This is a genomic window from Weissella muntiaci (genome assembly GCF_008107635.1).
Lineage (GTDB): Bacteria > Bacillota > Bacilli > Lactobacillales > Lactobacillaceae > Weissella > Weissella muntiaci.
The window spans coordinates 1-25,323 of the sequence record NZ_SDGZ01000018.1; the positions used below are offsets into that span (position 1 = coordinate 1).

The 25,323-nt window shown below is 41.4% G+C and carries 24 protein-coding genes, 1 tRNA gene, 1 rRNA gene and 1 pseudogene; 22 read left to right on the forward strand and 5 right to left on the reverse strand.

Translation table 11 applies throughout. The features are described 5' to 3' along the window. The first annotated feature begins 157 nt into the window (after nucleotides 1-157). The 10 genes from rrf to ESZ50_RS08315 all read left to right on the forward strand — a co-directional run bounded on the left by rrf (nucleotide 158) and on the right by ESZ50_RS08315 (nucleotide 11,885). Nucleotides 158-274 (forward strand): 5S ribosomal RNA (rrf, locus tag ESZ50_RS08270). A gap of 3 nt (nucleotides 275-277) precedes the next feature. Continuing rightward, nucleotides 278-349: transfer RNA gene (locus ESZ50_RS08275), tRNA-Gly, on the forward strand. Between the two features lie 163 nt (nucleotides 350-512). After that, nucleotides 513-2,495, forward strand: a complete 1,983-nt coding sequence (gene metG / locus ESZ50_RS08280) for a methionine--tRNA ligase (protein WP_246111533.1) — start codon at nucleotides 513-515, stop codon at nucleotides 2,493-2,495. 143 nt (nucleotides 2,496-2,638) lie between these two features. After that, on the forward strand, nucleotides 2,639-4,423 hold the full coding sequence (gene recQ / locus ESZ50_RS08285; RefSeq protein ID WP_148623100.1) for a DNA helicase RecQ: 1,785 nt from the start codon (nucleotides 2,639-2,641) through the stop codon (nucleotides 4,421-4,423). Nucleotides 4,424-4,450: 27 nt separating this feature from the next. Next, entirely contained in the window at nucleotides 4,451-6,598 is a 2,148-nt protein-coding gene (locus ESZ50_RS08290) for a cation:proton antiporter (protein ID WP_148623101.1), read from the forward strand. 190 nt (nucleotides 6,599-6,788) lie between these two features. Beyond that, nucleotides 6,789-7,589 carry a TatD family hydrolase gene (locus tag ESZ50_RS08295; RefSeq protein ID WP_148623102.1) on the forward strand — a complete coding sequence of 267 codons (801 nt, stop codon included), beginning with the start codon at nucleotides 6,789-6,791 and terminating at the stop codon, nucleotides 7,587-7,589. Nucleotides 7,590-7,592: 3 nt separating this feature from the next. After that, nucleotides 7,593-8,147: a ribonuclease M5 gene (gene rnmV / locus ESZ50_RS08300; protein WP_148623103.1), complete on the forward strand. Its 555-nt coding sequence runs from the start codon at nucleotides 7,593-7,595 to the stop codon at nucleotides 8,145-8,147. A gap of 6 nt (nucleotides 8,148-8,153) precedes the next feature. Then, nucleotides 8,154-9,050 (forward strand): 16S rRNA (adenine(1518)-N(6)/adenine(1519)-N(6))-dimethyltransferase RsmA, encoded by an 897-nt coding sequence (rsmA, locus tag ESZ50_RS08305; protein ID WP_148623104.1) that lies wholly within the window; start codon nucleotides 8,154-8,156, stop codon nucleotides 9,048-9,050. 57 nt (nucleotides 9,051-9,107) lie between these two features. Beyond that, nucleotides 9,108-10,463, forward strand: coding sequence for a hemolysin family protein (locus tag ESZ50_RS08310; protein ID WP_148623105.1), 1,356 nt, complete (start codon nucleotides 9,108-9,110; stop codon nucleotides 10,461-10,463). An 81-nt stretch (nucleotides 10,464-10,544) separates the two neighbouring features. Continuing rightward, nucleotides 10,545-11,885, forward strand: a complete 1,341-nt coding sequence (locus ESZ50_RS08315; RefSeq protein WP_148623106.1) for a hemolysin family protein — start codon at nucleotides 10,545-10,547, stop codon at nucleotides 11,883-11,885. A gap of 126 nt (nucleotides 11,886-12,011) precedes the next feature. Here the strand turns inward: ESZ50_RS08315 and ESZ50_RS08320 are convergent, their stop codons facing one another. Next, a complete protein-coding gene (locus tag ESZ50_RS08320; protein WP_148623107.1) occupies nucleotides 12,012-12,242 on the reverse strand; it encodes a Veg family protein in 231 nt (76 codons plus the stop codon). A gap of 207 nt (nucleotides 12,243-12,449) precedes the next feature. Between ESZ50_RS08320 and ESZ50_RS08325 the strand changes: the two genes are divergently transcribed. The 4 genes from ESZ50_RS08325 to ESZ50_RS08340 all read left to right on the forward strand — a co-directional run bounded on the left by ESZ50_RS08325 (nucleotide 12,450) and on the right by ESZ50_RS08340 (nucleotide 16,851). Further along, nucleotides 12,450-12,929: a ComE operon protein 2 gene (locus ESZ50_RS08325; RefSeq protein ID WP_148623108.1), complete on the forward strand. Its 480-nt coding sequence runs from the start codon at nucleotides 12,450-12,452 to the stop codon at nucleotides 12,927-12,929. A 9-nt stretch (nucleotides 12,930-12,938) separates the two neighbouring features. Beyond that, nucleotides 12,939-13,895, forward strand: a complete 957-nt coding sequence (locus ESZ50_RS08330) for a thymidylate synthase (RefSeq protein WP_148623109.1) — start codon at nucleotides 12,939-12,941, stop codon at nucleotides 13,893-13,895. A gap of 212 nt (nucleotides 13,896-14,107) precedes the next feature. Then, nucleotides 14,108-15,331: an LCP family protein gene (locus tag ESZ50_RS08335; RefSeq protein WP_148623110.1), complete on the forward strand. Its 1,224-nt coding sequence runs from the start codon at nucleotides 14,108-14,110 to the stop codon at nucleotides 15,329-15,331. Nucleotides 15,332-15,624: 293 nt separating this feature from the next. Then, on the forward strand, nucleotides 15,625-16,851 hold the full coding sequence (locus tag ESZ50_RS08340; protein ID WP_148623111.1) for an LCP family protein: 1,227 nt from the start codon (nucleotides 15,625-15,627) through the stop codon (nucleotides 16,849-16,851). A 39-nt stretch (nucleotides 16,852-16,890) separates the two neighbouring features. Here the strand turns inward: ESZ50_RS08340 and ESZ50_RS08345 are convergent, their stop codons facing one another. After that, on the reverse strand, nucleotides 16,891-17,130 hold the full coding sequence (locus ESZ50_RS08345; RefSeq protein WP_148623112.1) for a PspC domain-containing protein: 240 nt from the start codon (nucleotides 17,128-17,130) through the stop codon (nucleotides 16,891-16,893). Nucleotides 17,131-17,263: 133 nt separating this feature from the next. On the opposite strand from ESZ50_RS08345, the gene ESZ50_RS08350 reads away from it, so the two are divergent. From ESZ50_RS08350 to ESZ50_RS08360, 4 genes are read left to right on the forward strand one after another with little or no spacing between them, the layout of a single operon-like run. After that, complete coding sequence (locus ESZ50_RS08350) at nucleotides 17,264-17,587, forward strand: PadR family transcriptional regulator (protein ID WP_148623113.1); 324 nt, start codon at nucleotides 17,264-17,266, stop codon at nucleotides 17,585-17,587. Then, a complete protein-coding gene (locus ESZ50_RS08355; RefSeq protein ID WP_148623114.1) occupies nucleotides 17,577-18,212 on the forward strand; it encodes a DUF1700 domain-containing protein in 636 nt (211 codons plus the stop codon). The genes ESZ50_RS08350 and ESZ50_RS08355 overlap by 11 nt, the downstream gene beginning before the upstream one ends. Further along, nucleotides 18,205-18,354, forward strand: a complete 150-nt coding sequence (locus ESZ50_RS11740) for a hypothetical protein (protein WP_187387594.1) — start codon at nucleotides 18,205-18,207, stop codon at nucleotides 18,352-18,354. The genes ESZ50_RS08355 and ESZ50_RS11740 overlap by 8 nt, the downstream gene beginning before the upstream one ends. Before the next feature lie 55 nt (nucleotides 18,355-18,409). Then, on the forward strand, nucleotides 18,410-19,258 hold the full coding sequence (locus tag ESZ50_RS08360; protein WP_148623129.1) for an undecaprenyl-diphosphate phosphatase: 849 nt from the start codon (nucleotides 18,410-18,412) through the stop codon (nucleotides 19,256-19,258). 68 nt (nucleotides 19,259-19,326) lie between these two features. Here ESZ50_RS08360 and ESZ50_RS08365 read toward each other — a convergent pair whose 3' ends face one another. After that, on the reverse strand, nucleotides 19,327-20,274 hold the full coding sequence (locus ESZ50_RS08365; RefSeq protein WP_148623115.1) for a helix-turn-helix transcriptional regulator: 948 nt from the start codon (nucleotides 20,272-20,274) through the stop codon (nucleotides 19,327-19,329). Between the two features lie 78 nt (nucleotides 20,275-20,352). Between ESZ50_RS08365 and ESZ50_RS11745 the strand changes: the two genes are divergently transcribed. Further along, the gene (locus ESZ50_RS11745; protein WP_187387595.1) at nucleotides 20,353-20,496 is read left to right on the forward strand and encodes a hypothetical protein; all 144 of its coding nucleotides are present in this window, start codon (nucleotides 20,353-20,355) and stop codon (nucleotides 20,494-20,496) included. Between the two features lie 56 nt (nucleotides 20,497-20,552). Further along, nucleotides 20,553-20,843: pseudogene (locus ESZ50_RS08370) on the forward strand (effector binding domain-containing protein); the annotation flags it as partial. A gap of 44 nt (nucleotides 20,844-20,887) precedes the next feature. Here the strand turns inward: ESZ50_RS08370 and cbpA are convergent. Next, nucleotides 20,888-21,535: a cyclic di-AMP binding protein CbpA gene (gene cbpA, locus ESZ50_RS08375; protein ID WP_148623117.1), complete on the reverse strand. Its 648-nt coding sequence runs from the start codon at nucleotides 21,533-21,535 to the stop codon at nucleotides 20,888-20,890. An 80-nt stretch (nucleotides 21,536-21,615) separates the two neighbouring features. Continuing rightward, a complete protein-coding gene (locus tag ESZ50_RS08380) occupies nucleotides 21,616-22,245 on the reverse strand; it encodes a TetR/AcrR family transcriptional regulator (RefSeq protein WP_148623118.1) in 630 nt (209 codons plus the stop codon). A gap of 141 nt (nucleotides 22,246-22,386) precedes the next feature. Between ESZ50_RS08380 and ESZ50_RS08385 the strand changes: the two genes are divergently transcribed. Next, nucleotides 22,387-24,519: a YhgE/Pip domain-containing protein gene (locus tag ESZ50_RS08385; protein WP_148623119.1), complete on the forward strand. Its 2,133-nt coding sequence runs from the start codon at nucleotides 22,387-22,389 to the stop codon at nucleotides 24,517-24,519. A gap of 237 nt (nucleotides 24,520-24,756) precedes the next feature. After that, complete coding sequence (gene pth / locus ESZ50_RS08390; protein ID WP_148623120.1) at nucleotides 24,757-25,323, forward strand: aminoacyl-tRNA hydrolase; 567 nt, start codon at nucleotides 24,757-24,759, stop codon at nucleotides 25,321-25,323.

The window sequence follows — 25,323 nt, forward strand, 5'->3', positions numbered from 1 at the left end:
GATAGGCTAGAAGTGGAAGTGCGGCGACGCATGGAGCGGACTAGTACTAATGGTTCGAGGACTTAACCAAGTAAAAGCAGTGTAATAGCTAGGAAAGATTTACAAAGAGATTCAGTTTTGAGAGGATTAGATAATTCTTTCTAGATAGAAACAAACGTGTCGTGATGATGGCACTGAGGATACACCTGTTCCCATACCGAACACAGAAGTTAAGCTCAGTAGCGCCGAAAGTAGTTGGAGGATCTCTTCCTGCGAGGATAGGACGTCGCGATGCTATGCGGATGTAGTACAATGGCTAGTGCTCCAGCCTTCCAAGCTGGGAATGCGGGTTCGATTCCCGTCGTCCGCTTAATATAAAAAGGGTAACCGTTTGGTTACTCTTTTTTTTGCGAAATAATGGGTAAGATAAATACGATTTTTTAATCGCTGGCCCCAAATTATTGCTATAATTAAAAACAGTAATCAAGTACAAAAAAATGACGCACGGCTCATTCGCCGCGCGGGAGGAATTTATGGCAGATAAAAAGACTTTCTACATCACAACCCCAATTTACTATCCATCAGGTAAGCTACACATTGGTAATACATACACAACGGTATTGGCAGACGCTGCGGCACGCTATCACCGTTTGTTGAACGAGGATGTCTACTTCTTAACTGGAACGGATGAGCACGGTCTTAAGATCGAGCAAAAGGCTGATAAGCTAGGAATGACACCTAAAGAATATGTAGATGGTATGGCTGCAGACATCCAGAAACTTTGGAAATCTTTGGATATTACAAATGACGGCTTTATCCGGACAACGGATGAACAGCATGAAAAGGCTATTCAAAAGATCTTCCAACAATTCCTTGATCAAGGTGATATTTATAAGGGTGAATATGAAGGCTGGTATTCAGTTGATGATGAGGAATACTTTACTGAGTCACAGCTTGCTGAAGTGTATCGCGATGCTGATGGAAAGATGATCGGTGGTAAGGCACCGTCTGGCCATGACGTAGAGCTAGTTAAAGAATCATCATATTTCTTTAAGATGAGTAAATATGCAGATTGGCTGCTGGACTACTATAAGAGCCACCCAGAATTCATTCAGCCCGAGTCTCGGATGAATGAAATGATTGCTAACTTCATTGAGCCTGGTCTGGAAGACTTGGCCGTAACTCGGACTGCCTTTAAATGGGGCGTACCTGTTGCCTCAGATCCAGATCATGTTGTCTATGTTTGGATCGATGCATTGTCAAATTATATTACGGCATTGGGCTATGGCTCAGACAATACCGAGCTATTTGAGAAATTCTGGCCAGCAAATGTCCAGTTAGTTGGTAAGGAAATTGTACGTTTCCATACTATTTATTGGCCAATCATGTTGCACGCTCTAGGATTGCCATTGCCCGAACAAGTCTTGGGTCATGGTTGGTTGACTATGCGTGATGGTAAGATGTCTAAGTCAAAGGGAAACGTTGTTTATCCTGATACATTGGCTGAACGTTACGGCATTGACGCAGTACGTTACTACCTACTAAAGGCCATGCCATATGGTAATGATGGTATCTTCACACCTGAAGACTTCGTTTCTAAGCTTAACTATGATTTGGCAAATGACTTAGGTAATTTGCTGAACCGAACTGTTGCAATGATTAACAAGTATGAAGGTGGCGTGATTCCTACATTGCAAACAGGGGCAACTGAGTATGACGCTGATTTGATTGGAATTGCTAATGGTGTTGTTAGTTCTTATAACGAGGACATGCAGGCGATGCGAACGGCTGATGCATTGGCTGAAGTTTGGAAATTAATTTCACGAGCTAATAAGTACATCGACGAAACAACGCCTTGGACGCTAGCAAAGAATGAAGCTGATGAAGCTAAATTAGCATCTGTGATGGCCCATTTGGCAGGGGCATTAAGAGTGGTGGCAATTCTGTTGCAACCAATGCTAACAGTTGCACCTGGTGAGATTTTTACTCAACTAGGTTTAAATACATCGGATCTTTCAATTGAGAACTTGAAATTCACCGATTTGCCTACTGGCGGAAAAGTTGTTTCAAAGGGACAGCCAATCTTCCCTAGAGTTGATGTAGAGGCTGAAGTGGCTTACATTCGTGATGAAATGACTGGTGGTAGCCAAGCCCCGGCAAAGGAGTACATTCAAGTGCCAAGTAAAGAATTGATTGAATTTGATGATTTTGATCGTGTTGAGTTACGCGTTGCAAAGGTTTTGGACGTTAGCGAAGTGGCAAAGTCAAACAAGCTACTAAGATTTAAATTAGATGATGGTACTGAGCAAGGTCGGACGATCCTGTCAGGAATTAAGAAATGGTATCCAGCATATACTGAATTAATTGGTAAAAATGTGGCCTTCGTAGCAAACTTGAAGCCACGTAAGATGATGGGTGAGCTTTCTGAAGGTATGTTGCTTTCATCTGAGAAGGATGATGTTGTAACATTGTCAATTCTTCCTGAAAGTATTGTTCCTGGCTCAGAATTAGGCTAAGCAGTGATTAAAATGTCTCACAATTATTAGGACGATCTTCTAATGATTGTGAGACATTTTTATATAATCTTGAATGACCTATTCAGAAGGTTTAAAAGTTGCTATGCTTATTGTTAAAGATCTTGAAGAATAGGAGAATGGCTATGACACCGTTAGAAATTTTGCAGACCACATTCGGTTATAAGGATTTCCGTGCTGGACAAGCTGAGATTATTGAGAATATTTTGGCCGGACAGCGAACTTTAGGTGTGATGCCAACTGGTGGTGGAAAGTCACTTACTTATCAGATTCCCGCCTTACTTTTGCCGGGAACAACAATTGTCGTCTCCCCTTTGATTTCACTAATGCAGAACCAGGTCGATGAACTTTTGACCGCAGGAATCAGCGCGACGATGATTAACTCAGCATTGGACTTTGAAACTTTACGTGAACGCGAGTGGCGGATGCGAAATGGTGAATATAAGTTGGTCTATATTGCGCCAGAAAGGCTGGAAGATGCCAACTTTTATCAACTTCTGACAGAGACTCAGGTTGCTCTGATTGTTATTGATGAGGTTCATGTGTTGTCGCAGTGGGGGCATGATTTTAGACCTAGTTATTTGCATGCAGTGGAATTAATTGATCGTCTACCAAACCAGCCCTATTTGATGGCGCTGACCGCAACGGCAACGGATCGTGTTCAAGCCGATTTGGAAGCGCGTTTGCGGATTCAGAAAAAGATTGTAACTGGTTTTGCACGTCAGAATTTGATTTTAAAGATCGAAAAGGGACTAAGTGAACGCGAGAAGCAGGCCTATATTTTGCGTTACCTTGAGAATCACTCAGGTGAGGTCGGGATTATATATGCAGGAACACGTAAGAAAGTTGATGAATTAACGGAATTTTTGCAAACCCATAACATTAAAAGTGTCGGCTATCATGCAGGAATGAGTGACGGAGATCGTAAAGCAGCCCAAGAGGCATTTTTATATGATGCAGTTGATGTGATTGTTGCGACAAATGCTTTTGGGATGGGAATTAATAAAACGAACGTCCGTTATATCATCCATGCAACCTTACCTGGAAGCGTTGAGGCATATTATCAGGAAATCGGACGAGCTGGTCGTGATGGACTAGATAGTGAAGCGATTCTATTGTACTCACCAGCTGATATTCGTCTCCAACGTTTCTTTATTGATAATGGTCAGCATGATGATGCGACTTATCGTCAGCACGAATATCAGAAGTTGCAGGAAATGACGAACTTCGCAGCAACGCAGATGTGTTTACCAAGATACATCATGCAATACTTCGGTGAGGATATGGAGGATTGTGGGCGTTGTAGTAATTGTACCGACCAACGAGAAATGGTGGACGTGACAGAAGATGCCCAGAAAGTCCTTAGCAATATTTATCGAATGACGCAGACGGGTCACCAGGCCAGTAAAACGACGGCTGTCCAAGTCCTTCGTGGTAAGCTAGCCGATAAACTTTCTTGGACGAGGTTTGATGAACTGCCAACCTATGGCATCATGGAAAAGACCACCTTGAAAAAGCTGAATAGTTTTATGGATTATTTAATTGCAGATAATTATATTCAAATGCAAGGTGAATATAATAGCTTGTCTTTGACGGGGTTGGGAGCACAAGTGTTGAAGGGCAAACAAAAAGTTACTCAGCGGCAAGCGGTAACTGATCCAGCGTATGAGCGTTTAACAAAGGCGGTTGGCGGCGCACTATTTGAAAAGATGCGTGAGAAGCGACTGGAACTTGCAAGGGCAGCCGGAAACCCACCTTACACAATCTTTTCAGATCAGACGTTAATGGAGTTAAGTGTTAAAAAACCGAAGAATTTGCAGGAGTTGCTGGCAATTAACGGAATTGGGGCAGTTAAAGCTGATAAATATGGCGAGATCTTTATGCAAATTATTGAGGAATTTAAGGAATAAAATGAAACTAGGGGAGAAAAAGAATACATGGTGATTTTTTATGCGTTGTCATTTATGATCGTAACAATCATATTGGCAAACTTTCTATCGCAGGCGATGCCTAAGATACCAAAGGCTTTTTGGCAAATATTAGGGGGGATTATTCTGGCATTAATACCAGTCACTCATAATCTTTCGCCACATTTGGATCCGTCATGGTTTATGATGTTAATCATTGCGCCTTTACTGTTCTACGAAGGTCAAAAGACTAGTGCGCGGATTATTTCGCGGAATTTTGGGGCAATTGTTGGGCTAGCCGGCGGCGTGGCGATTCTGACGGTTTTATTGCTGACTTTCTTAGGATCACGAGCATTGAATTGGGCAATGCCACTGATGCTTGCCGTAGCAGCAATTGTTACACCAACGGATGCAACAGCTTTGGAATCGGTGACAGACGGTCGGGTTGTACCAAGTGGCATTAAGCGCGCCTTGAGCTTGGAGTCGTTGTTTAATGATGCAACCGGGCTGGTAGTATTAGAACTAGCTTTGATTTGGCTAAATACAGGTACATTTTCATTTGTTAATGGATTTACCGAATTCATGAAGGTCGCCTTTGGTGGGGCAATTGCCGGTGTGATTGCCGGCTTTGTCTTGATGGTGATTCGGCAGCAACTGCTTAGAAATCAATTTGATGATACTGTTGCCCATACGATGATCTATTTTTTGGCACCAATCTTTATCTATGGTCTTACCGAGCACATTGGCTTATCAGGGATTATTGCAGTTGTTGTGACAGGCGTATTCTCAAATGAGGAACGTCATCATACTCAATTTATGTCTTCGGTGTTAAGCAATCTAACTAACCAGTTAACCGGAATTGTTTCGGAAGTTTTGAACGGTTTTGTCTTTGTTTTGCTAGGTTCGAGCTTGGTTGAAGTTATCGAGGATTATGCTTCTCACGACATGATGGAGTGGTTACACTATGTCGGAATCGGGGTCGCAATTTATTTGGTTATGTTGCTCTTCCGCTTTATTTTGATTTATCGAACTAAGGATGGACCGTTGCACAACTTGGTTGAAGATCAACGTCGTGATGGTTGGATTTTTGCCTTTGGTGGTGTTCATGGAACCGTCACGATGGCGATGGCTTTCTCACTGCCAATGACCTTGGATAGTGGCGCTGCATTTCCAGAAAGAAATGCAATTTTGCTAATTGCGTCAACGGTGATCTTGCTGAGTTTGATTGTACCGTTATTTGTATTCCCAAGAATCTTGCCAAATGTTGAAGCGAAGTTTGGATTAGAAGAATACTCTAACGCTCACCTCGCAATGATTAATACGGGGATGGCCTTCGTGGATAGTTTGGACATTCCTAACACAAGTAAACAAAGAGTAATTGGACAGCTACAGGATCAATTGGGATATGGTAGTGATCAATTGGACCGCGACGCTTGGGCGAGTGCGTCAAAGGAAGTTGCTGGGGTGATTGATCAGGCGATGCAAGAGGCAATTGAAGAAGGTAGTGTGAGTGAGAACACGATGATCTTCTATCGTCGAATCAAGGCCAGCCAAGACCGGAAGTGGGCCTTTGGGCGTCGGAATTTCTTGATGTGGTTGCATATCTTGTGGCATATGATTAAGCGGCTAATCAACAGTAACGGCAAGCATAAACATCAGCAGAAGGAATATAACCGGCGAGTTGAACGGCTACAACGTTCAAGCGAGCGATTAAATGCACAAATGGCTCGCTTGGATGAGCTTCCCGCTCCCGTCCAAGAAGCTGTCAGGGAGCGCGTTGAGCAACAGCAGGCATGGATTGATAATCAACTCCAAACTCGACCACAAGAACTTAGAGAAGTTCAAGAGAACTCACGAAAGTCAATTTTTAATGAGATGGAGACGATTTCAGATCCAGCATTAACGGAGTACATTAATAAACTAGAAATGGATGGAGCTGATCAACGACATATTATCGCTGTTCGTCATGTCATTGCATCAAGTCGAGGACGTTGGCAGAATCAAGAAGACACTGACGTGCAGGAGAGTGAAGTTCTTATGGCAGCCCTGCAGGCAGAATTGACATACGTTCAAAATGGTCGCTTGAAAAATGAATTTAACCCCGCTCTTTTGAAGGCGTTGTACGATGAAGTAATTGCGGCACAAGCGTTATTACTGTCATCAGACATTGAAGATTAATGATCGACCGGATCCATCTTAACTGACAGTTAGGATGGATTCTTTATTTGAATTTAGATTAATTGACTAGAAACCAGATACCGAGTTAATAAACGCTGTGGCAATCGTGTTTTTTTGGTATCATAATATAGATTGGAAAAATAAGAAATTAACGAAAATAAACATTAAATATAAGGTAGGTAAGATCAAAATGGCTATTTATGATCCAACAAAGCGTCCGGCTGATAGTTTTGATACACACACACATTTAAATGATGATGTGTTCTGGCATGATGTAGCAGCTTATTGGGCCCGTGCTCGTGAGCACCGGATTGTGGAAATGAATATCGTTGGTTATGATGCGGTTGGTAATGAACGTGCAATTGAAATCGCCCATGAATTTGAAGGGGTGCACGCGATCGTTGGCTGGCAACCAGAGGATATCAACGGTTTTGGTGATACAGAGTTGGCAACGCTCAGAGCACAATTACAAGATGATGCCGTGATTGGTATCGGTGAAACGGGGCTGGATTATTATTGGGACACCACGACCCCAGCTGATCAAAAGGCTGCTTTCCAAAAGCATTTGGACTTAGCAAAGGAGTTCAAGCTACCAGTTACCGTCCATGCACGAGATGCCTTTGATGACGTTTATGAGATGCTTAAAGCTAACGATGTTGCACAATTTGGTGGTGTGATGCATTCGTTCGCAGGTAATCCAGAACAAGCACAGCGTTTCTTGGACTTGGGGATGTATATTTCGTTTTCTGGAATTGCAACCTTTAAGAATGCAAAGGAAGTTCAAGCAGCCTTGCAGATTGTACCTTTGGATCGCCTGCTAGTTGAGACCGATGCGCCTTATCTAGCGCCTGTTCCAATGCGTGGTAAGCAAAACGAGCCAATGTTTGTGCGTTACACAATTCAAAATTTGGCTGACCAATTGGGGATGGAATACAATGAATTGGCCAATATCACGCGGGAGAATGCACATCGTTTGTGGCATTTAGGATAATTGATGTTAAAGATTAACGAAGTAATTATTGTTGAGGGTAAGGCCGATACAGCCGTTATTAAGCAATTTGTTGATGCAGATATAATTGAGACGAATGGATCAGCTTTGGCAGCAACAACATTGCAAGCAATCGAATTAGCTGCTAAGACACGCGGAATTATCGTGTTCACGGATCCCGATTTTAACGGTGAACGGCTTAGAAAGTTGATCACGGCAGCAGTGCCAACCGCAAAGCATGCCTTTTTGACCAAAGATGAAGCGGGACGTTTGATCCCACATCATAGTTTGGGCATTGAGTACGCGAATGGAGCAACCATCGAGGCTGCTTTGGCTGATGTAGCGACGCCAACGGCGGTTGAACTTCACTCTGATATAAGCCAAGCGGATTTGTTAAGAGCGGGACTAATTGCGGGTGCAGGAGCAGCAAAGCGACGAACTAAAGTAGCTGAGCGGTTGCACCTAGGTTATGTGAATGGGAAACAGTTATTAAAGCGGCTGGAGATGTTCGGGATTAAGCGAACAGAATTATTAGCGGCCTTGGAAGAAATTGAGGATTAATAAAACATGGTTGATATACCAGATATTGCTAGCCCACTGCGAACGCAGGCCATCATGAATCAGTATGGTATCAATACTAAGAAGTCTTTGGGGCAAAATTTCTTAACGGATATAAATATCCTGCATAATATCGTGGCTGCTGGGGATGTGACGGCGGCAGATAATGTGATTGAAATTGGTCCAGGAATTGGTGCTTTGACAGAACAGCTGGCGCGGGCGGCTAAAGAAGTCCTTGCGTTTGAAATCGATACTCGATTGATTAATGTCTTGGCAGATACATTGAGCCCTTACGATAATATTAAGGTGGTCAACCAAGATATTTTAAAAGTTGATTTGCCAGTTGCAATCAAGGCAAGTTTCACTGATACAACGGCGCCACTAAAGTTGGTGGCTAACTTGCCTTACTACATCACAACGCCAATTTTGATGCAGATGTTGCAGTCTGAAATTCACTTTGATGCAATCGTAGTTATGATGCAAAAAGAAGTTGCAGATCGACTTTCGGCTGTACCAGGAACAAAAGAATACGGTTCATTATCACTAGCCGTGCAGTACCGTATGGATGCCAAGCTTGCCTTCACTGTGTCACGTAAGTCTTTCGTGCCGAATCCAAATGTTGATTCAGCGATTATTAAACTTACGCCACGTGAGCCGTTAGCGGTATTGCCACATGATGAGAAACAGTTATTTGAATTATTCAAAATCGGATTTGCTTTAAGGCGTAAGACGCTTTGGAATAATTTAACGGCTGCCTTCGGCAAAAATGAAGTAATGGTTGATAAATTAACTAAAGCATTGGAGCAGGCCGAGATCTCACCTAAGATTCGAGCCGAAAAGTTGAGCTTAGAAGAATTTATTACACTACATAATGCACTCTTTGATGCTGGTGTTTACGCAAAGTAAATTATATAATGATGCTACTACAATAAAAGTTTAAGTAAAGAAAGAGGTAACCAAAATATGGATTCCGGTCCGTCTTATATGATCAATCTAGTTATAATCGTTATTATTTTAATATTAGCAGTGCTATTTACGCTGACAGAATATTCACTTGTGAAAGTTCGTCCATCAGCTTTACGTGCTTTGCAAGAAGCACGCCAAAAGCCATCTGCAAATGTTAGTCATGCGTTGAACATGCTTGACCACCTAACGGAGTATCTATCAACCGCCCAGGTGGGAATTACTGTCACGTCGCTGATTTTAGGTTGGATTGGTGAAGAAACAATTGCCAATTTAATTATTGATGCGAATATTTTCCCCGCAGCAGTTGCACATAGCATTGCTTCAATCGCAGCTATTTTGATTTTTACCTTTATCCATGCTGTCTTTACAGATTTGGTGCCAAAAAACATTGCGATCGATCAACCGGTCCGAGTATTGTTATTCATCGTGCGACCAGTAATGTTTTTCCACGTGATCTTATACCCTTTGATTTGGTTATTTGATCGTGCGGCAGCGGTACTTACAAGGATGCTTGGCTTCAATGCACATCCAGACGAAGATATTTATTCACAGAATGAAATCATTTCTTTGTCAGAGGATGCGGCACAAGCTGGGGAATTGGATGAAGAAGATTTGACCTTCATGAAGCGCGCCTTTCAGATGAATGATAAGGTAGCCGTGGATATCATGATCGATCGAACGCAACTGACAGTTGTGGACGTGACAGCCTCAATTCAGGACGCACTTAACCTCTACTTAGAAGAAGGTTTCTCGCGAATTCCAGTGGTGGCTAATAATGATAAGGATAAGATTTTAGGTTACGCGTATAATTATGATTTGGTTCGCCAGGGACGTCTGAATATGGATTCCTCGGTTCGCTTGGTTTTGCGAAATATTCCAACTGTCAGCGAGAACCAACCAATCACAGAAGTGTTACAAGAGATGATTAAGCACCGGACACCAATCGTGGTTGTTAAGGATGAGTATGGTGGAACATCTGGAATTGTCACTGATAAGGATGTCTATGAAGAATTGTTTGGGACGGTTCGTGATGAGATTGATGATGTTGCCGATGATTTGATTACCAAGATGGGATCGGATGATGAAGGTAATATGCATTATAAGATTTCTGGTAAAATCACGCTCTATGATTTTGAACGTTTCTTTAAGACAACCATTCGGGTCTTTGAGGAATCAGAGATGGTGACCTTGACTGGATTCGTGCTTGATGAGCATCCAGAGGTAGAAGTCGGCCAACCAATTTATGTAGAAAACTTTGAAATCACGGCTTTAGATTTCAAAGATGCCTATATTAACGATTTTGAAGTAGTCGCTTTGCCAATTGAAGATGTTGAAGATTTAGATGAAAATTAAGGAAATAGCCGATCGGTATTAAGATCGGCTATTTTTTAGTATAATGTAGATAATCATTATAGAAGAAATAGGGGAAAAGTTTTGACAATTGGTCAGGAAATGATATCGAGTCTTATTGTTATCATTGTATTAATATTTGCCACAGTTTTTGTTGCGGCAGAATTCGCGCTCGTTAAGGTTAGAAAATCGGCGCTAGAAGATTATCAAGCTAAAAGAGAACGTCCATCACGTCAGATTAATTTGGCGATCAATATGGTCGAGAATTTAAATGAATATCTATCAACGACACAGGTTGGAATTACTTTAGCAGGACTGATTTTAGGTTGGCTGGGAGAGCGGACGGTTGCACAACTGTTGCTTGATCTGGGAATCCTACAACAAGTCCCTGGAATTGCAGCGGGAGTGGTCGCCTCAATTATTGCCTTGGTCTTTTTGACTTATATTGAGGTTGTCTTTACGGAATTGATCCCTAAGAATGTGGCGATTGAATTTCCAATTCGGGTAATTATGTTCGTGGCAACACCATTACGTGTGTTCCATTTGGTTTTCTATCCATTTGTGTGGTTATTAAATGTTTCAGCAGTGTTCTTTACTCGTTTAATGGGTCTAAAGATTGCTGATGAGGGCGAGGAAGTTTATTCCGAAGCTGAGATCTTGTCCCTAACGCGCGTTGCGGCTCGTCAGGGTGAAGTTAATGATGAAGACTATGTCTTTATGGAACGCGCTTTTGAAATGACCGACAAGGTTGCTAACGATATTATGATCGATCGAACACAATTAGAAGTAGTTGATGTGACAACCAGTGTTCGGACTGCTTTGCAAGAATATTTCACGAGCAAGCACTCGCGTTTTCCAGTTGTGGCTAATAATGACAAGGATAAAATTCTGGGTTACGTCTTTAATTACGATATTATGTATCAATCCACGATTGATGACACCGTCTCAGTGCGTAAAGTAATTCGAAATTTGCCAACAGTGCCGGAAAACATGCCAATTATGGACGTATTGAAGCGGATGATTACGAGTCGGACACCGATGGTAATTGTTGGTGATGAATATGGTGGAACATCTGGAATTGTTACTGATAAGGACATTTATGAAGAGCTCTTTGGGACCGTTCGTGACGAGGTCGACGAAGTTGCTGAAGACATGATCGAGAAGATATCCGATGATGACAACGGTACCCATGTGTACAAGATGTCCGGTAAGCTGACGTTGTATGATTTTGAGCGCTTCTTCCATACGGATATCCCAGTTTTTGATAAATCCGAGATGGTAACATTATCAGGCTTTGTATTGGATGCTGAGGATGTAATTCAAAATGGGACGCAGGTTCGGGTTGAAAACTTTGTAATTAAGGTGTTGGACTATAAGGACACATTTATCAATGAACTTGAAGTAACGCAATTACCAGTAATATAGAAAAAAGCCTTGTCACTGATTTGTTCAGTGGCAAGGCTTTTTAGATGCAAAAAGAGCCACACCTCTCAATTGAAAGATGTGGCTTTTTCAAGGGAATGAATATTTGATACATTGCTCCCCAAAATATTAGTATTTAACTTCGATATTCTCAGTTAGGATATCAGTATAGCTAAATGAGGCCCGATCAAATTCGTGACCTTGTTGTTGTAGATCTAGCACAAATACTGAACGAAATGTTTCACGGACAATAGCTTGGTGCTCGATCGTACGGTTGCGGCTTTCATGAGTTATCAAAGTAACTGTCTGGCCAATATGATCATCAAGATGTTGCTTAATTTCTGCTAATGCTGCAGGCATTTTGCACTCCTTTCGTGGGCTAACCCACAGTTAGCGGCAAATGAGACCGCTACGTAAAATGTGCGTAAATCACAAAGTAATCATTTCAGTATATCACTTTTTAGCATCCAATACAAATCCATCGAACGATAAGTAAATGGACTTGGAAAATCGTCCGTGTATTTGCTAAAATTAAAGGATGAACTTATGAATTCAAGGAGAATAGCAATGGAATCCGAACGAATTAACTGGCCAAAGTATTTTGCCTTACAGGCGACGATGTTGGCCTCACGGAGTACATGTACTCGTTTGCATGTTGGTGCGGTTATTGTAAAGGATGGTCGAATAATTGCTTCTGGATATAATGGTTCTGTTGCAGGAACGCCGCATTGTTCGGATGTTGGAGATCTAATCGTTGATGGCCATTGCATTAGAGCGGTTCATGCAGAACAGAATGCCCTTTTACAGTTGGCGAAGATGGGAATTTCAGGAGATGGTGCGGAGATTTATGTAACAGATTTCCCATGTGTGCATTGTACAAAGTTTTTGCTGCAAGCCGGTATTCGCAAAATTAACTATCTACGTAATTACAATAATGACTCATTTGCGATGGAATTGATTCAGCAAAAGAAGATTGCCTTAGAAAAGGTGACCTTAGAGCAGGCTGATTTACAGGCATTAAATTTAGAACGTTATTTGAATAACTAGGAGACGATTATGAGTCAAAATGAACAGCAATATCTAGATTTCGTACGTGATGTTATGGAACACGGAGCGGATAAGAGTGATCGAACTGGGACTGGAACGCGTTCAGTATTTGGTCGGCAGCTTCGCTTTGATATGGCAGAAGGCTTTCCGTTACTAACAACGAAACGAGTTCCATTTGGACTAATTAAGAGTGAGTTGCTTTGGTTTTTACGTGGTGATACGAATATTAGGTTCCTATTAGAACATAAAAATCATATTTGGGACGAGTGGGCCTTCAAACGTTGGATTGAGTCTGATCAATATCGCGGGCCAGACATGACAGACTTCGGTCACCGTTCGGTCGATGATGCAGATTTTAAAGAATTATATGACCAAGAACATGCGGCGTTCGTGGAGCGGATCTTAACTGATCCTGCTTTTGCGGAAGAGTTTGGTGAACTCGGCGATGTTTATGGCGCTCAATGGCGTCATTGGCGTAAAGTGCAAGGGGGCTTTATTGATCAGATTGAAGATGTGGTTGAACAGATCAAAAATAACCCAGACTCGCGACGCTTGATTGTATCAGCGTGGAATCCTGAGGCGGTGCCAACACAAGCATTGCCGGCCTGTCATACATTGTTTCAGTTCTATGTAGTTGGAAATAAACTTAGTTTACAACTCTATCAAAGGTCGGGGGATATCTTTTTAGGCGTGCCATTTAACATTGCTTCATATGCGTTACTTCTACATATGGTTGCCGCTCAGACTGGATTAGAGGCGGGGGAGTTTATTCATACCTTTGGTGATGCGCATATTTACAACAACCATTTTGCGCAGATTGAAGAACAATTATCTCGGCAGATGGCGCCGTTGCCACAATTAGTCTTGAACCCGGCGGTTGAATCATTATTTGATTACAAGATGGCAGATATCGAAATTCTGGACTATAATCCGGCTAAGTCGATCAAAGCACCTGTATCTGTTTGATAAATGATTTACGATGAAATCAAATCATGGTAAGCTTAAATAATTAACAGGGGAAATAATAATTTGGGGTTAGTGGAAAAAGCGATTTTTTCATTGCCCCTTTTTTACTGCGGTTATTTATGATTACTTTGAGAAAACGAGCATAGAATGCAGAATGCGTGACTTGGTACATCGTAAAATTGGGCACGGATATAGGTGATGAGGTTTAAAGAATGGAAAAAGAACATCTTGAATCAAGAGTTTCACGACAGAACGATAAGCATAAGAAGCGCCGCCCAAGGCGTCTAATTGTATCAATCGTTTTGTCAATTCTTGGAATTGCGTTACTAGGCGGTGGCGCGTATGCGGCCTATATTTACAATATTGCTCATAGCGCTGTGAATAAGACCTATTCATCGACTGGGAATGAGAAAGCCAATGCAGCCTTATTGAACAGTAATAAGCCATTTTCAATTTTGCTGTTAGGAACTGATACTGGTACAGATGGTAGCTTTGGCTCCAATCGTGATCGTTCGGGGTTAACGGATTCAATTATGTTAGTAGTAGTTAATCCCAAGAAGAACTCCACAACAATTGTTTCGATTCCGCGTGATGTGATGACATCGATTCCAGGTTTTGAGAGTTCTTTCCCGCAGAAACTAAATGCGGCCTATGCGTTTAAAGAAACATCTGATAGTAATGCCAGTCTTGGTGATGGCGTTAGCACAACCATGAGCACGATTGAGAAAATGTTTAATGTGCCGATTAACTATTATGCAATGGTTAATATGAGTGGATTGGGACAGGTCGTTGATCAACTTGGTGGAATTAAGGTTAATTCGCCATTGAGTTTCACATTTAGCCAAGATACTGCTGAAGAGTACGGAAACAATTTGTATCAATTTACGAAGGGCTCAAGTTCCTTCAAGTATGCGGCAGATGGTAGCACTTTTGCAAAATACACAACGATGAACGGTGATGCGGCGTTGGCCTTTGCCCGAATGCGTTATGAGGATCCGCAAGGCGACTACGGAAGGACTCTCCGCCAACGGCTGATTCTACAAGCTGTGATTGATAAGGCTAAGAGTAATCCAACTAAGATCCTAAATTCTACATTCTTTAATACGGCAGCCAAGAATATTGCGACTGATCTGACTTGGAATGATTTGTTGACGATTGGATCAAGCTATTTAAAGGCAACTGATAAAGTTACCTCTTATACAGTTCAAGGTGAGGCCCAGATGTACGATGGGGTTTCTTATCAAAGATTAACAACCAACCAGCGCCAGGCAATGACTAATAAAGTTCGGAGTGCTTTGGGATTGAAGAGCGCGAAGACGGGCTCTGAGTTTGCTGGTGAGGTGTCTAATTCGGATCTTTATAGTGTTGGTTCTGCGGACTATTTGTATTCAAGTAGTAACACAGAAAGTGATCTAACGTTAAATAGCAATAACTAAAGAATTATTTTAAGATTGGATGTTTTCTAGACTTTTAGAAAATATTCAATCTTTTTTAAGTTTTTTAGTTAAAATTGAAGGCTGTATGCTTGAAACGTTGATTTAAAGGGCGTGATTCGATGATTACCCCTTAAATATCATAAAAAATAAATAGCAAAAGCAGGTGATTTTAAGGTGGATATAGGTCGCTTACTATCACGATTGGTAAAAGGTACTGACGAGTAATATATTTTATTGTAAAATTGAAGAGTTATTATAATGAAATTAATTTGTAAGAGAGGCAGGATCCAAACATGGAGCCGAGACAAGATCGCCAGACGAGAGTTGAACGAAATCAGGTACGCGGAGCTCGAGGAATAAAAAAGACCCATCGAATTCGGAATGCCATTTTGTTGATCTTAGGCCTTCTACTTTTGATAGGTGGAGGAGTGAGTGCGTATTACTACAATAGTATTCGTTCAACCGCCAACAAAACGTATAATGATTCAGGGGTTAAAAAGCAACGTAATGTTTCTCAGATCCTTAAAGATGGGAAGCCCTTTTCAATTCTGCTACTAGGGACCGATACTGGTGAGCTAGGGCGTGATTACAAAGGTCGAACTGACACAATGATGTTGGCGACTGTCAATCCTAAGACTGATAAGGTAACGATTATGTCGCTACCTCGAGATAACTTGACAGCGATCCCAGGGTACACGAGTACCTTCCCACAGAAGTTGAATTCAGCTTATGAACTTGGTTCTTCGGCAACTGCGATCAAGACAGTTCAACAATGGCTGAATGTGCCAATTGATTTCTATGCCTTGGTAAATATGCAGGCTTTGGAGCAGGTGGTTGATCAAGTGGGTGGAGTTCAAGTTGAGTCACCACTAACCTTTAACTATAATCCTGATACAGCCCACTCAGACGGTGATAACTATTACGTCTTTACAAAGGGTTCAACAGAGTGGACACATACTGTTAACGGTAAGCAGACACAGTCATCCGATACTATGGATGGTGAGGCGGCTTTGGCATTCTCACGGATGCGTTATGCCGATCCACAAGGTGATTACGGACGTCAGCAACGTCAACGCTTGGTCGTTGAAGGAATTGTTAAAGCTGGTAAGTCTAACCCAACCAAGTTGGTTAATCAAAAGTTCTTGGACTTGATCTCAAAGAGTGCCCAGACTGATTTGACTTTTGGTGATATGTTGACGATTGTTTCAAATTACATGTCAGCAAGTAAGAACATTGTTTCAGATCATGCTCAAGGTGGCGAGATGATGATTGATGGCGTTTCTTATGAGCACGTGAGCGCAACCGAAATGCAACGTGTAACTAATAAGTTGCGGTCGTCACTTGGCTTGAGTAAAGCTAAGACTGGAAATCTGTTTGGTGGCGAAATTTCATCATCAGTATTAAGCGAATACGGAATTGTCAGTGGTGGTACTGATGATGACGAGGATACAACATCGTCGACATCAACTTATAGTACTAGCACTTACAGCACTAGTTCGAATGCTTATAGTAATTATTAAAAAGAAAAGCTCAGTGATTTTTATCACTGAGCTTTTTATTTAATCATTATCAGGGGTGACGTCTTTAGGTTGTGTCTGATTCTCTTGGTAATATGGTCGTTCTGGGATGATGATTGCTGCGATGATATAAGCAATCAATAGTGGAAATCCACTAGTTAGGACGGCCGCGAGAACGAAAATAATTCGTGTTAATGATGGATCCCAATCAAAATACTCTGCGACGCCTCCCAAGACGCCACTAAAGACGCGATTGTTTGAACGATATAGTTTCTTTGCCATAATGCCTCTCCTTTATTGAATACACCCTTTCCTACTTGAATTATATAACAAGAAAGGGGGCTTGACACAGTTAGTGCTCCGCCTTATAGTTATATTATATTATACGACATATAGTATTGTAAAGAGAAAGGGTATGGGAATGCAACTATCAAGTGAATTAATGGACGGGCTAGTTCTGTCCCTCTTGGCTCGGGAGAATCTCTATGGATACTCGCTGACCAAGCAGGTTCAGGAGCAGTTTACTGTATCTGAATCGACAATGTATCCAGTGCTACGGCGGTTAAAGGCCAAAGGTTTTGTGACCACGTATGATGAACCTTTTGAAGGACGTAATCGACGGTATTATCAAATCTCAGAAACGGGTCAGGATGAATTAAAGACGATTAAAGCAGCTTGGGATGAATTTTCAACTAAAATTAACAAGGTTATGTTAGAAGGAGTGGACAATGGAGAATGAAGTTTTCTTTCGGCAGTTGCAGGGGCATCTGAAGGGACTAACAGAAGAAGAACAGACCGATGTGGTTGAATTCTATCGAGAATACGCATCTGACGCTGGGTTGACTGGCGAAAAGTTGATTCGAGAATTTGGTACGCCAAAGCAATTGGCACGCCGAGTGCTGGTTGATTACTCAATTCGTTATGATGACATCATTGATAATGATGCACCAGATGAAAATGAATCAACCCGCGTACAACAAACCAAGCGGGTCAGACGCCAAATGAATTTACTATGGGTAGTATTATTGGCGCTTTTGACATCATGGGCCTGGATCCCAGCAGTTTTAATGATCCTAGCAGGGCTCTTTGTCTTAGTCGTCATGGTGGTTTTGACGATTTTCTTGCTGGCTTTGTCGGCAGTCGTTGGAGTTATTATGTTGGTTGCGGGTGTAGGCGTGTTGAGTCAAAGCCTAGCAGTTGGATTCTTCTGGATTGGGATTGGTTTGATTTTAACTGGAATTCAGTTTATCGCCTGGCCGATAGGTTTATTAATTTTGAAGGTTGCCTTGGATGGATTAATTACCTTTGTAAAATTCTTGGGACGGCGTTTCTCAAAGCAGAAGGGGGAGCAGATTCATGCCTAAATTACTAAAGTTAATCATTACCGGTTTTGTTCTAATTGTGATTGGGGTCATTATTTTGACGATTAGCGCTCACGCTGGTGGGGCGCATGGAGTTAACTGGAGCGGTCATGGCTTTGTGGTCGTATCAGCAGCAACGTGGTAGACTCATATATAAGTGCGGTTCATGTACTGTTCTACATTAACGAGGATTTATTATGATTATTGAGTTTATTCAGTCGCTGATTATTGGAATCGTTGAAGGAATCACAGAGTTCCTACCGGTTTCATCAACTGGCCACATTATTATTGCGGAATCATTGATGGGCTTGCCTGCGGGAGCTGTTTGGACCAAGGCGTTCGTCAATATGTTCGATTACGTGATTCAATTGGGTGCAATTATGGCAGTTATTCAGCTATATTTCACGAAATTGAATCCCTTTGCAAGCAAGAAGTCATACCGTGAGCGGGTGGCAACATGGCGTTTATGGTTTAAGGTAATCATCGGTGTTCTACCAGCAGTGGTCTTTGGGTTCTTGCTCAATGATTGGATGGATGCACATTTGATGAATCCATGGGTTGTTGCTGGAACATTGATCTTCTATGGTATCTTGTTCATTCTCTTGGAGACACGCAACGAGCGCGTTGAACCATGGCTCAGTGATCTTGATAAGATGAGCTGGAAGATGGCATTGGCCATTGGAATGTTCCAAGTACTATCAATCGTACCAGGAACATCACGTTCTGGAGCAACAATCTTGGGAGCGATGTTCTTGGGGACATCACGTTTCGTTGCTGCTGAATTCTCATTCTTTATGTCAATTCCAGTGATGTTTGGTGTATCAATCCTGAAGGTTGGTAAGTATGTGGCTGATGGAGGTGTCTTCACTGGTGCACAGACCTTTGTGATGATTGTCGGCTTCGTTGTATCGTGGATCGTAGCATTCTTTGCGATTAAGTTCATGATGCGCTATATTCAAAATCATGATTTCAAAATCTTCGGATGGTATCGAATCGTTGTTGGTATCCTCGTAATTTTGATGGGGATGTTTGGGTTGTTAAAGCTATAAGAATAAAAAAACGCCTATGCTTAGATAGTCGTTTTGATCGAACCTGCATAATGCAGGTTCTTTTTTTATCATAAATTTGATAACCAGTTGTTTGAAAAGGTGCGCTTCAATTCAGTTGGAACGCTTTGAAACTGAATACCAGGTCCTAAATAGAATAACCATGCTAATGCATCGTTGCGTTCTTTTGCTGATGTTGGGTCAATATAAGTTTCTAAGTAACCGGTTTGCTTAAAGGGATCCGTGTAGGCCAAGACAATATCAGGTAAATGAAGTTGATTAAAGCGTTCAATTGCGGTGATATCAAGTTTGAGGCTTAAGTTAGGCAGGGTCTTTTGCTTGCGGAGCAGTGTCTGGATTTTATCAGGAGTAAGTCCTTCTTCGACAGCTTGGTTGGTAATGTCGTTAATATCAGCAACTGCGATGTGTTCTTTTTGGTGGGTATCCAAATTAAAGGCATCCAAAAACCAGTTGGCGTGTCTTTGATTAATAGAGAGCACATAGACTGATAATGGAGTTTGATCAACAATCAAACTCAGGAAGCGTCCGCTTAAAGTCTGGTTGATTAACCGCATGAGGATTGGATGTGCAAAATCTTGTAGTTCAACAATGTTTGCCTGTGTTTCGTTGCTATGTTCAAAGCGAAGGAGCTTCTGCAATTCAAGTAGATCGTCTTGCTGGGCTTGCGAGGCAATATTGAGCAATTTCTCTGTAATTGATCGGCGATCCTGTAAGTATGGCATCTGTTGATTAGTTGTCGCCATAAAACTTACAAAGAGTGCTTTGAGCTCAGAATCCGTGAATTGAACAGCTGGGAGCAGTTTATTCTCCATGATTTCGTATCCGCCGTCACGACCGTATTCAGCAATTAAAGGCATGCCTAATTCCTCAATGGCATGGATGTCACGAATGGCGGTACTGCGCGAAATATCAAATTCAGCCATTAATTGGCTAATTGTAAAGTGTTGACGATTGTTCATAAAGCGCATCATTGTGTTAATTCGATTAGTTTTATTCATGTTTCACCTCAAAGGGTGTCAATTTCTGACACCCTTACATTCTATAATAACTTTATCAAATGAAAAGAGGAAAGCAATATGGTTGACTATAAGGTTGAAACGAAGGAGCAATTTAAGGTGTTAGCGATTGGTCGTGAGTTGGCAGTGGGTACAGGCGAGAATCCATATGCGGCGATGGCTGAGCAAAAAGTTGCTTTGTGGGAGGGCGTGAATCAGGATTAACGCTTTGAAAATTTAAAGCCGCAAGCAAAGAATGGCTATTTGAATTCACCGTAAATGAGAATATCGGTGGTGCATTTATGTATTATGTTGGCGTTGAGAGTGATGCTAATGTTGAAGGGGACGATATGCGGTCAATTGATTTCCCTGCTGGTAAGTATATTGTCGTTGAAGGGACTGCCAAGACTGCGCCTGAATTATTTGCGAACCTAGAAGGAGCAGCGTTTTTTGAGATTCTACCAAATAATACTGAATATATGTATGTTGGTGGACCGAATGCGATTTTAAAGACGGCGGAAAGCGCTACTGAAGTTAAAGGGCAAGCATGGATCCCAGTTGTAGCTAAATAAGCTAAAAATAAAACCCGCTTTAATTTAATTAAAGCGGGTTTTATTTATAGATATGATTGTTTGTGCAAATCTTCAAGTGATTCTAGATGGAATCCTTTACGTGATAAGACACGAATAATTTTAGATAGACGACCCTCATCTACAGAATCAGGTAAGGTAAACATGATTCGGACTGTCCGAGGATTGTTGTCGGGATTTAAAGTCATTGAGGAACTAATTAACGTATATCGTGAAATGATTTTAGCAGCCTTTTCCAAACTACCGCGTTCGCCATCAGTAAGCAAAGTTAGTGTGTAGCGACCTTCGTCAGTCTGGAGTGATTGTGCCAAAAGGTCCATTAGACGACTGTGGGTAATAATACTTAAAAAGTGATTATCCTCATCCAAGATCGTGATAAATGGCAAGTCACGCATGTTAAAAATTAATTCAAAGAAAGTGGCATTGATACCAATAAACTTAGTTGTATTACGCATCATAGCGGTGACGGGCAGGTTACGCTCGCCACCATTCATCAAATGCTGGTAGATATGCATTTTATAAATAGCACCGCGAAACAACTGACCTGATGTGTCCAAGATTGGAATCGCACGCATACTGGTGTATTCCTCGAAAAGGGCCAAGGCTTCTTCAATTGTGGCATCTTCACTAATCGTAATTAGCTCATCGCGAGGCTTAATTAAAGTTGCTAGCATTAGTCGACCTCATTTCATTTCATAATTTAATAATTATATCATGTAAATCTTATCTTAGACAGTTGCCTACACGCTGATTCCTAATCTTTTGAGAAAATTATTAAATTATTTGGTGATAGAAAACGACTTTGCATGAGAATCTTAGCAAAGTCCTCAACATTTTCAGGATTATCTTTGTTAATCCAATGGCGCACAAGATAAACGACGTTATTTACAACGATTTCTTTAGTATAATCAATAGGCAGGGCATCTGAAAAATGACCGTTACCTAACTTGAGCTGTTGAGTAAATGTTTCATCAACAACGTCCTTAATCTCATTAAAGAATTGTGGGTCACCATTTGGCGACATGAGAACCTTCATTGTCCAGCGCTCTTGATCAATGTAGTAAAGCGCGTTATTAAACAACGTATATAGGTTGTCACTCAATGCTTCGTTACGTGAACTGGCATCGGTCGTGCTATACGATTCAATTGTTGCGCCGATGTTTTTCTTTACAATTCCGGCAATGTTGTTGTGAAGATCGCCCTCAATACTGGCTAATAGTTCGTGCTTATCAGCGTAATGTACATAGAATGTACCACGACTTACAGCCGCTTCACGTGTTAAGTCAGAAACGGTTAGATTGCCGAAGCCTTTAGTTTCAACTAATGCGATGAAAGCTTTTCTAATCTTTGCACGCGTTAAGTCAGTTCGTTCGCTTTGTTTCATATCCATTTACCCCCTAAAATTGAACACATTTACCTAATCTATCCATTGAATAGTTATACCCAAGTGTTATTATGTATCATTGAAAGAAAATATTCAACACATTGTTTAATAATAAAATAAAAAAAGAGGAGGCTTTGTACAATGTTTAAGGCTGAGTGGGGCTGGTTTAAAAATAATAAGTTTTATTATGTAGTAATGGCCGCCTTAATTTTAATTCCAACCATCTATACGGTTGTGTTCTTGAGTTCATTATGGAATCCATATGGGGAGACACAAGATATTCCGGTAGCGGTTGTTAATTTAGATCAAAAGAAAACGTATGAAGGAAAAGAATTAAATTTGGGGGCCGACTTAGCGAAGAATTTGACTAAGTCAGATGCGATGGACTTTAGCGTAATTTCTAAGTCTAAAGCAAAAGAAGGCATCGATGATGGTAAGTACTATATGGTAATTACCATTCCAAAGGACTTTTCTAAAAACGCAACGACTTTGACAACATCAAAGCCAACGCAGATGAAGCTAAAGTATGAAACCAGTTCAGGTCAAAGCTTCGTTGCTGGTAAAATGACCGAAGCAGCGGTTAAGGAAGTTGTTACGAATGTTTCAACTGAGGTGACTAAGACCTATGCCAAGACTTTGGTCGGCTCAATCAAGCAATTGGGTGCTGGAACGAAGGAAGCTAGTGAAGCTAACACTAAGCTGGCTAGTGGTACAAAGGACGCGCAAGATGGTGCTACGGCAATTCAAACTAACTTGCAAGCTCTTGCTGATGGTAGTTTGACACTTGAAAATGGAACTAAGCAGGCACAGAGTAAGTTGTCTGAGTATACTGCTGGTGTTTCTCAGGCGGATGCTGGTAGCAAGACATTGAGTGCGGGTATTAGTGATTATACTGCTGGTGTGGCTAGTGCCGCCACATATAGTCAGCAGATAAAGGCTGGCTTGGATAAGATGAATAGTGAGTTGAATTCGAGCGAGACTCAAGCTCAATTAGCAGAGTTAAATCAAGAGTATGCTCAGTTGAAGCCTTATCTTAGCGATAGTGGTTTACAAGATCTCATTAAGACTTACAAGACCGCCACAAATAATTCGCTTGATGCTGCATTGTCGGCTAATGGCATCGATGGTGATAAGAAGGCTGCCATTGAAAATGATTTTGCTAATAACCAAGCTAAGGATGAATCCATAGTTAAAATTGAGGCTAAACTTAATAGTTTAATTAAGGATGGTAAGTTAAGCCGGGCGATGCAGCAAATTGACAGTGCATTGGGTCAGGTAACCGAACTACAAACCGATGTTTCGAGGCTATCATCTGGAATTGATCAAGTATCAGATGGGCTGAATACACTGAATGGTAAGTCCGCTGAACTACAAAACGGTTCTCAAAACATAACAACTGGACTGGACACACTAAGCGGTAAAAATCAAGAAGTACTAAGTGGTATTAGCCAACTCAGCGATGGTGCAAGTACGATTACTTCAGGCAGTCAAACATTGGCATCTAAGTCTGGTGAATTGGCAAGTGGTTTGGGAAGTGCTGTTAGTGGTAATCAAACATTAGCTGACAAGTTGGGCGACGCAAGTAAGAAGACAAACTCACTTAAGTCAAACAACACGGTCTTCAATCAGATTTCGAAGCCAGTTACATCACAAGGTCACGAAAAGGATCGAATTCCAAATAACGGAACTGGTATGACACCATACATGTACTCAGTTGGGCTATATGTTGGTATGCTATCATTCAATGTGATGATGGACATGGTTACACCACGTCGTCGACCAAAGAGTTTCCTTGGTTGGTTCGGAGCTAAGTTATCATTGTTGACCTTCTACGGTGTAGTAGCGGCAAGTTTGGTCTTTGCTCTATCAACATGGCTCTTGGGATTGCGCCCAGTTGATCCATTGGCAACTTATGGTATGTTGGTCTTAACAGCTATGACCTTCGGAGCGATTGTGACATCGATGGTGCTTTGGTTCAAGAAGCCAGGTTCATTCGTGGCCGTGGTATTCTTGGTCTTGCAACTATCAGGTTCAGCTGGAACATATCCAATTCAGACTTCAAGTGCCTTCTTCAAATGGTTGAATCCATATCTACCAATGACCTATGCGGTTCGCGGTTTCCGTGAAACAATTATGATCGGTGGATCGGCTTGGCCAGATGTTAAGGTCTTACTTGGAATTCTAGTGGTCTTCTTGATTATTATGAGTGGTTATTACGCAGTTAATATGCACACTTATAAGATGATGAAGGATCCAGTTGCAATTGAAGATTAAATTAAAAGAAACGTTTGAGGTGTGAGCCTCAAACGTTTTTTATCTTTATCAATTGTGATTTTAACGAGTAATAATGCTAAAATTATAGATGCCCTTTAGTGGGGCACAACAATAAGTAAATACGATTTTATAATAAAAAATGTGAGATTCGTCAACTAACGACGAGCGCAATGGGGTGGGATGTTATTATCTCAGCCCATTTCGTGCATTGTGAAATGAGAAGTAGGGGTGTAAATAATGAAGTTAATTGTTGGATTAGGGAACATTGGGAAAGAATATGACCATACGCGGCATAATATTGGCTTTATGACCGTTGATGCACTTGCGGCCGCTAAAGGGGTCGAGTTTAAACTTGATAGTAAGCACCATGCAATGACGGCGACGGTGATGTTGTCAGGTGAGAAAGTTATGTTAGTTAAACCAACAACCTATATGAATGAGTCAGGGCAAGCAGTTGGACCATTGATGAAGTACTATAACCTAGATTTAGCAGATTTATTAGTTGTCCAAGATGATATGGATATGGATCTCGGTCGGTTACGTTTGCGTGCCAAAGGGTCAGCTGGCGGGCATAATGGCATTAAGAGCATTACAAATCATTTGGCAACGCAAAACTTTAGTCGTTTGAAGTTCGGTATCGGTCATCCAAGTCATCAACACCAAGCGGTTGTTGATTTTGTTTTGGGCAAATTTGGTAAGGATGAAGATGTTGACGTTTTACGTGGAATTGATAAGGCCTTAGAGATCTTTGAGGCGTTTGCGAATGGCGATGATATGCCAACGTTGATGAATGCCTTTAATTAA

Bases quoted from the DNA above. Each gene is read 5' to 3' on its own strand.
- metG (WP_246111533.1), top strand. From the start codon at position 513: ATGGCAGATAAAAAGACTTTCTACATCACAACCCCAATTTACTATCCA.
- recQ (WP_148623100.1), top strand. From the start codon at position 2,639: ATGACACCGTTAGAAATTTTGCAGACCACATTCGGTTATAAGGATTTC.
- ESZ50_RS08290 (WP_148623101.1), top strand. From the start codon at position 4,451: ATGGTGATTTTTTATGCGTTGTCATTTATGATCGTAACAATCATATTG.
- ESZ50_RS08295 (WP_148623102.1), top strand. From the start codon at position 6,789: ATGGCTATTTATGATCCAACAAAGCGTCCGGCTGATAGTTTTGATACA.
- rnmV (WP_148623103.1), top strand. From the start codon at position 7,593: ATGTTAAAGATTAACGAAGTAATTATTGTTGAGGGTAAGGCCGATACA.
- rsmA (WP_148623104.1), top strand. From the start codon at position 8,154: ATGGTTGATATACCAGATATTGCTAGCCCACTGCGAACGCAGGCCATC.
- ESZ50_RS08310 (WP_148623105.1), top strand. From the start codon at position 9,108: ATGGATTCCGGTCCGTCTTATATGATCAATCTAGTTATAATCGTTATT.
- ESZ50_RS08320 (WP_148623107.1), bottom strand. From the start codon at position 12,242: ATGCCTGCAGCATTAGCAGAAATTAAGCAACATCTTGATGATCATATT.
- ESZ50_RS08325 (WP_148623108.1), top strand. From the start codon at position 12,450: ATGGAATCCGAACGAATTAACTGGCCAAAGTATTTTGCCTTACAGGCG.
- ESZ50_RS08330 (WP_148623109.1), top strand. From the start codon at position 12,939: ATGAGTCAAAATGAACAGCAATATCTAGATTTCGTACGTGATGTTATG.
- ESZ50_RS08335 (WP_148623110.1), top strand. From the start codon at position 14,108: ATGGAAAAAGAACATCTTGAATCAAGAGTTTCACGACAGAACGATAAG.
- ESZ50_RS08340 (WP_148623111.1), top strand. From the start codon at position 15,625: ATGGAGCCGAGACAAGATCGCCAGACGAGAGTTGAACGAAATCAGGTA.
- ESZ50_RS08345 (WP_148623112.1), bottom strand. From the start codon at position 17,130: ATGGCAAAGAAACTATATCGTTCAAACAATCGCGTCTTTAGTGGCGTC.
- ESZ50_RS08350 (WP_148623113.1), top strand. From the start codon at position 17,264: ATGGGAATGCAACTATCAAGTGAATTAATGGACGGGCTAGTTCTGTCC.
- ESZ50_RS08355 (WP_148623114.1), top strand. From the start codon at position 17,577: ATGGAGAATGAAGTTTTCTTTCGGCAGTTGCAGGGGCATCTGAAGGGA.
- ESZ50_RS11740 (WP_187387594.1), top strand. From the start codon at position 18,205: ATGCCTAAATTACTAAAGTTAATCATTACCGGTTTTGTTCTAATTGTG.
- ESZ50_RS08365 (WP_148623115.1), bottom strand. From the start codon at position 20,274: ATGAATAAAACTAATCGAATTAACACAATGATGCGCTTTATGAACAAT.
- ESZ50_RS11745 (WP_187387595.1), top strand. From the start codon at position 20,353: ATGGTTGACTATAAGGTTGAAACGAAGGAGCAATTTAAGGTGTTAGCG.
- cbpA (WP_148623117.1), bottom strand. From the start codon at position 21,535: ATGCTAGCAACTTTAATTAAGCCTCGCGATGAGCTAATTACGATTAGT.
- ESZ50_RS08380 (WP_148623118.1), bottom strand. From the start codon at position 22,245: ATGAAACAAAGCGAACGAACTGACTTAACGCGTGCAAAGATTAGAAAA.
- ESZ50_RS08385 (WP_148623119.1), top strand. From the start codon at position 22,387: ATGTTTAAGGCTGAGTGGGGCTGGTTTAAAAATAATAAGTTTTATTAT.
- pth (WP_148623120.1), top strand. From the start codon at position 24,757: ATGAAGTTAATTGTTGGATTAGGGAACATTGGGAAAGAATATGACCAT.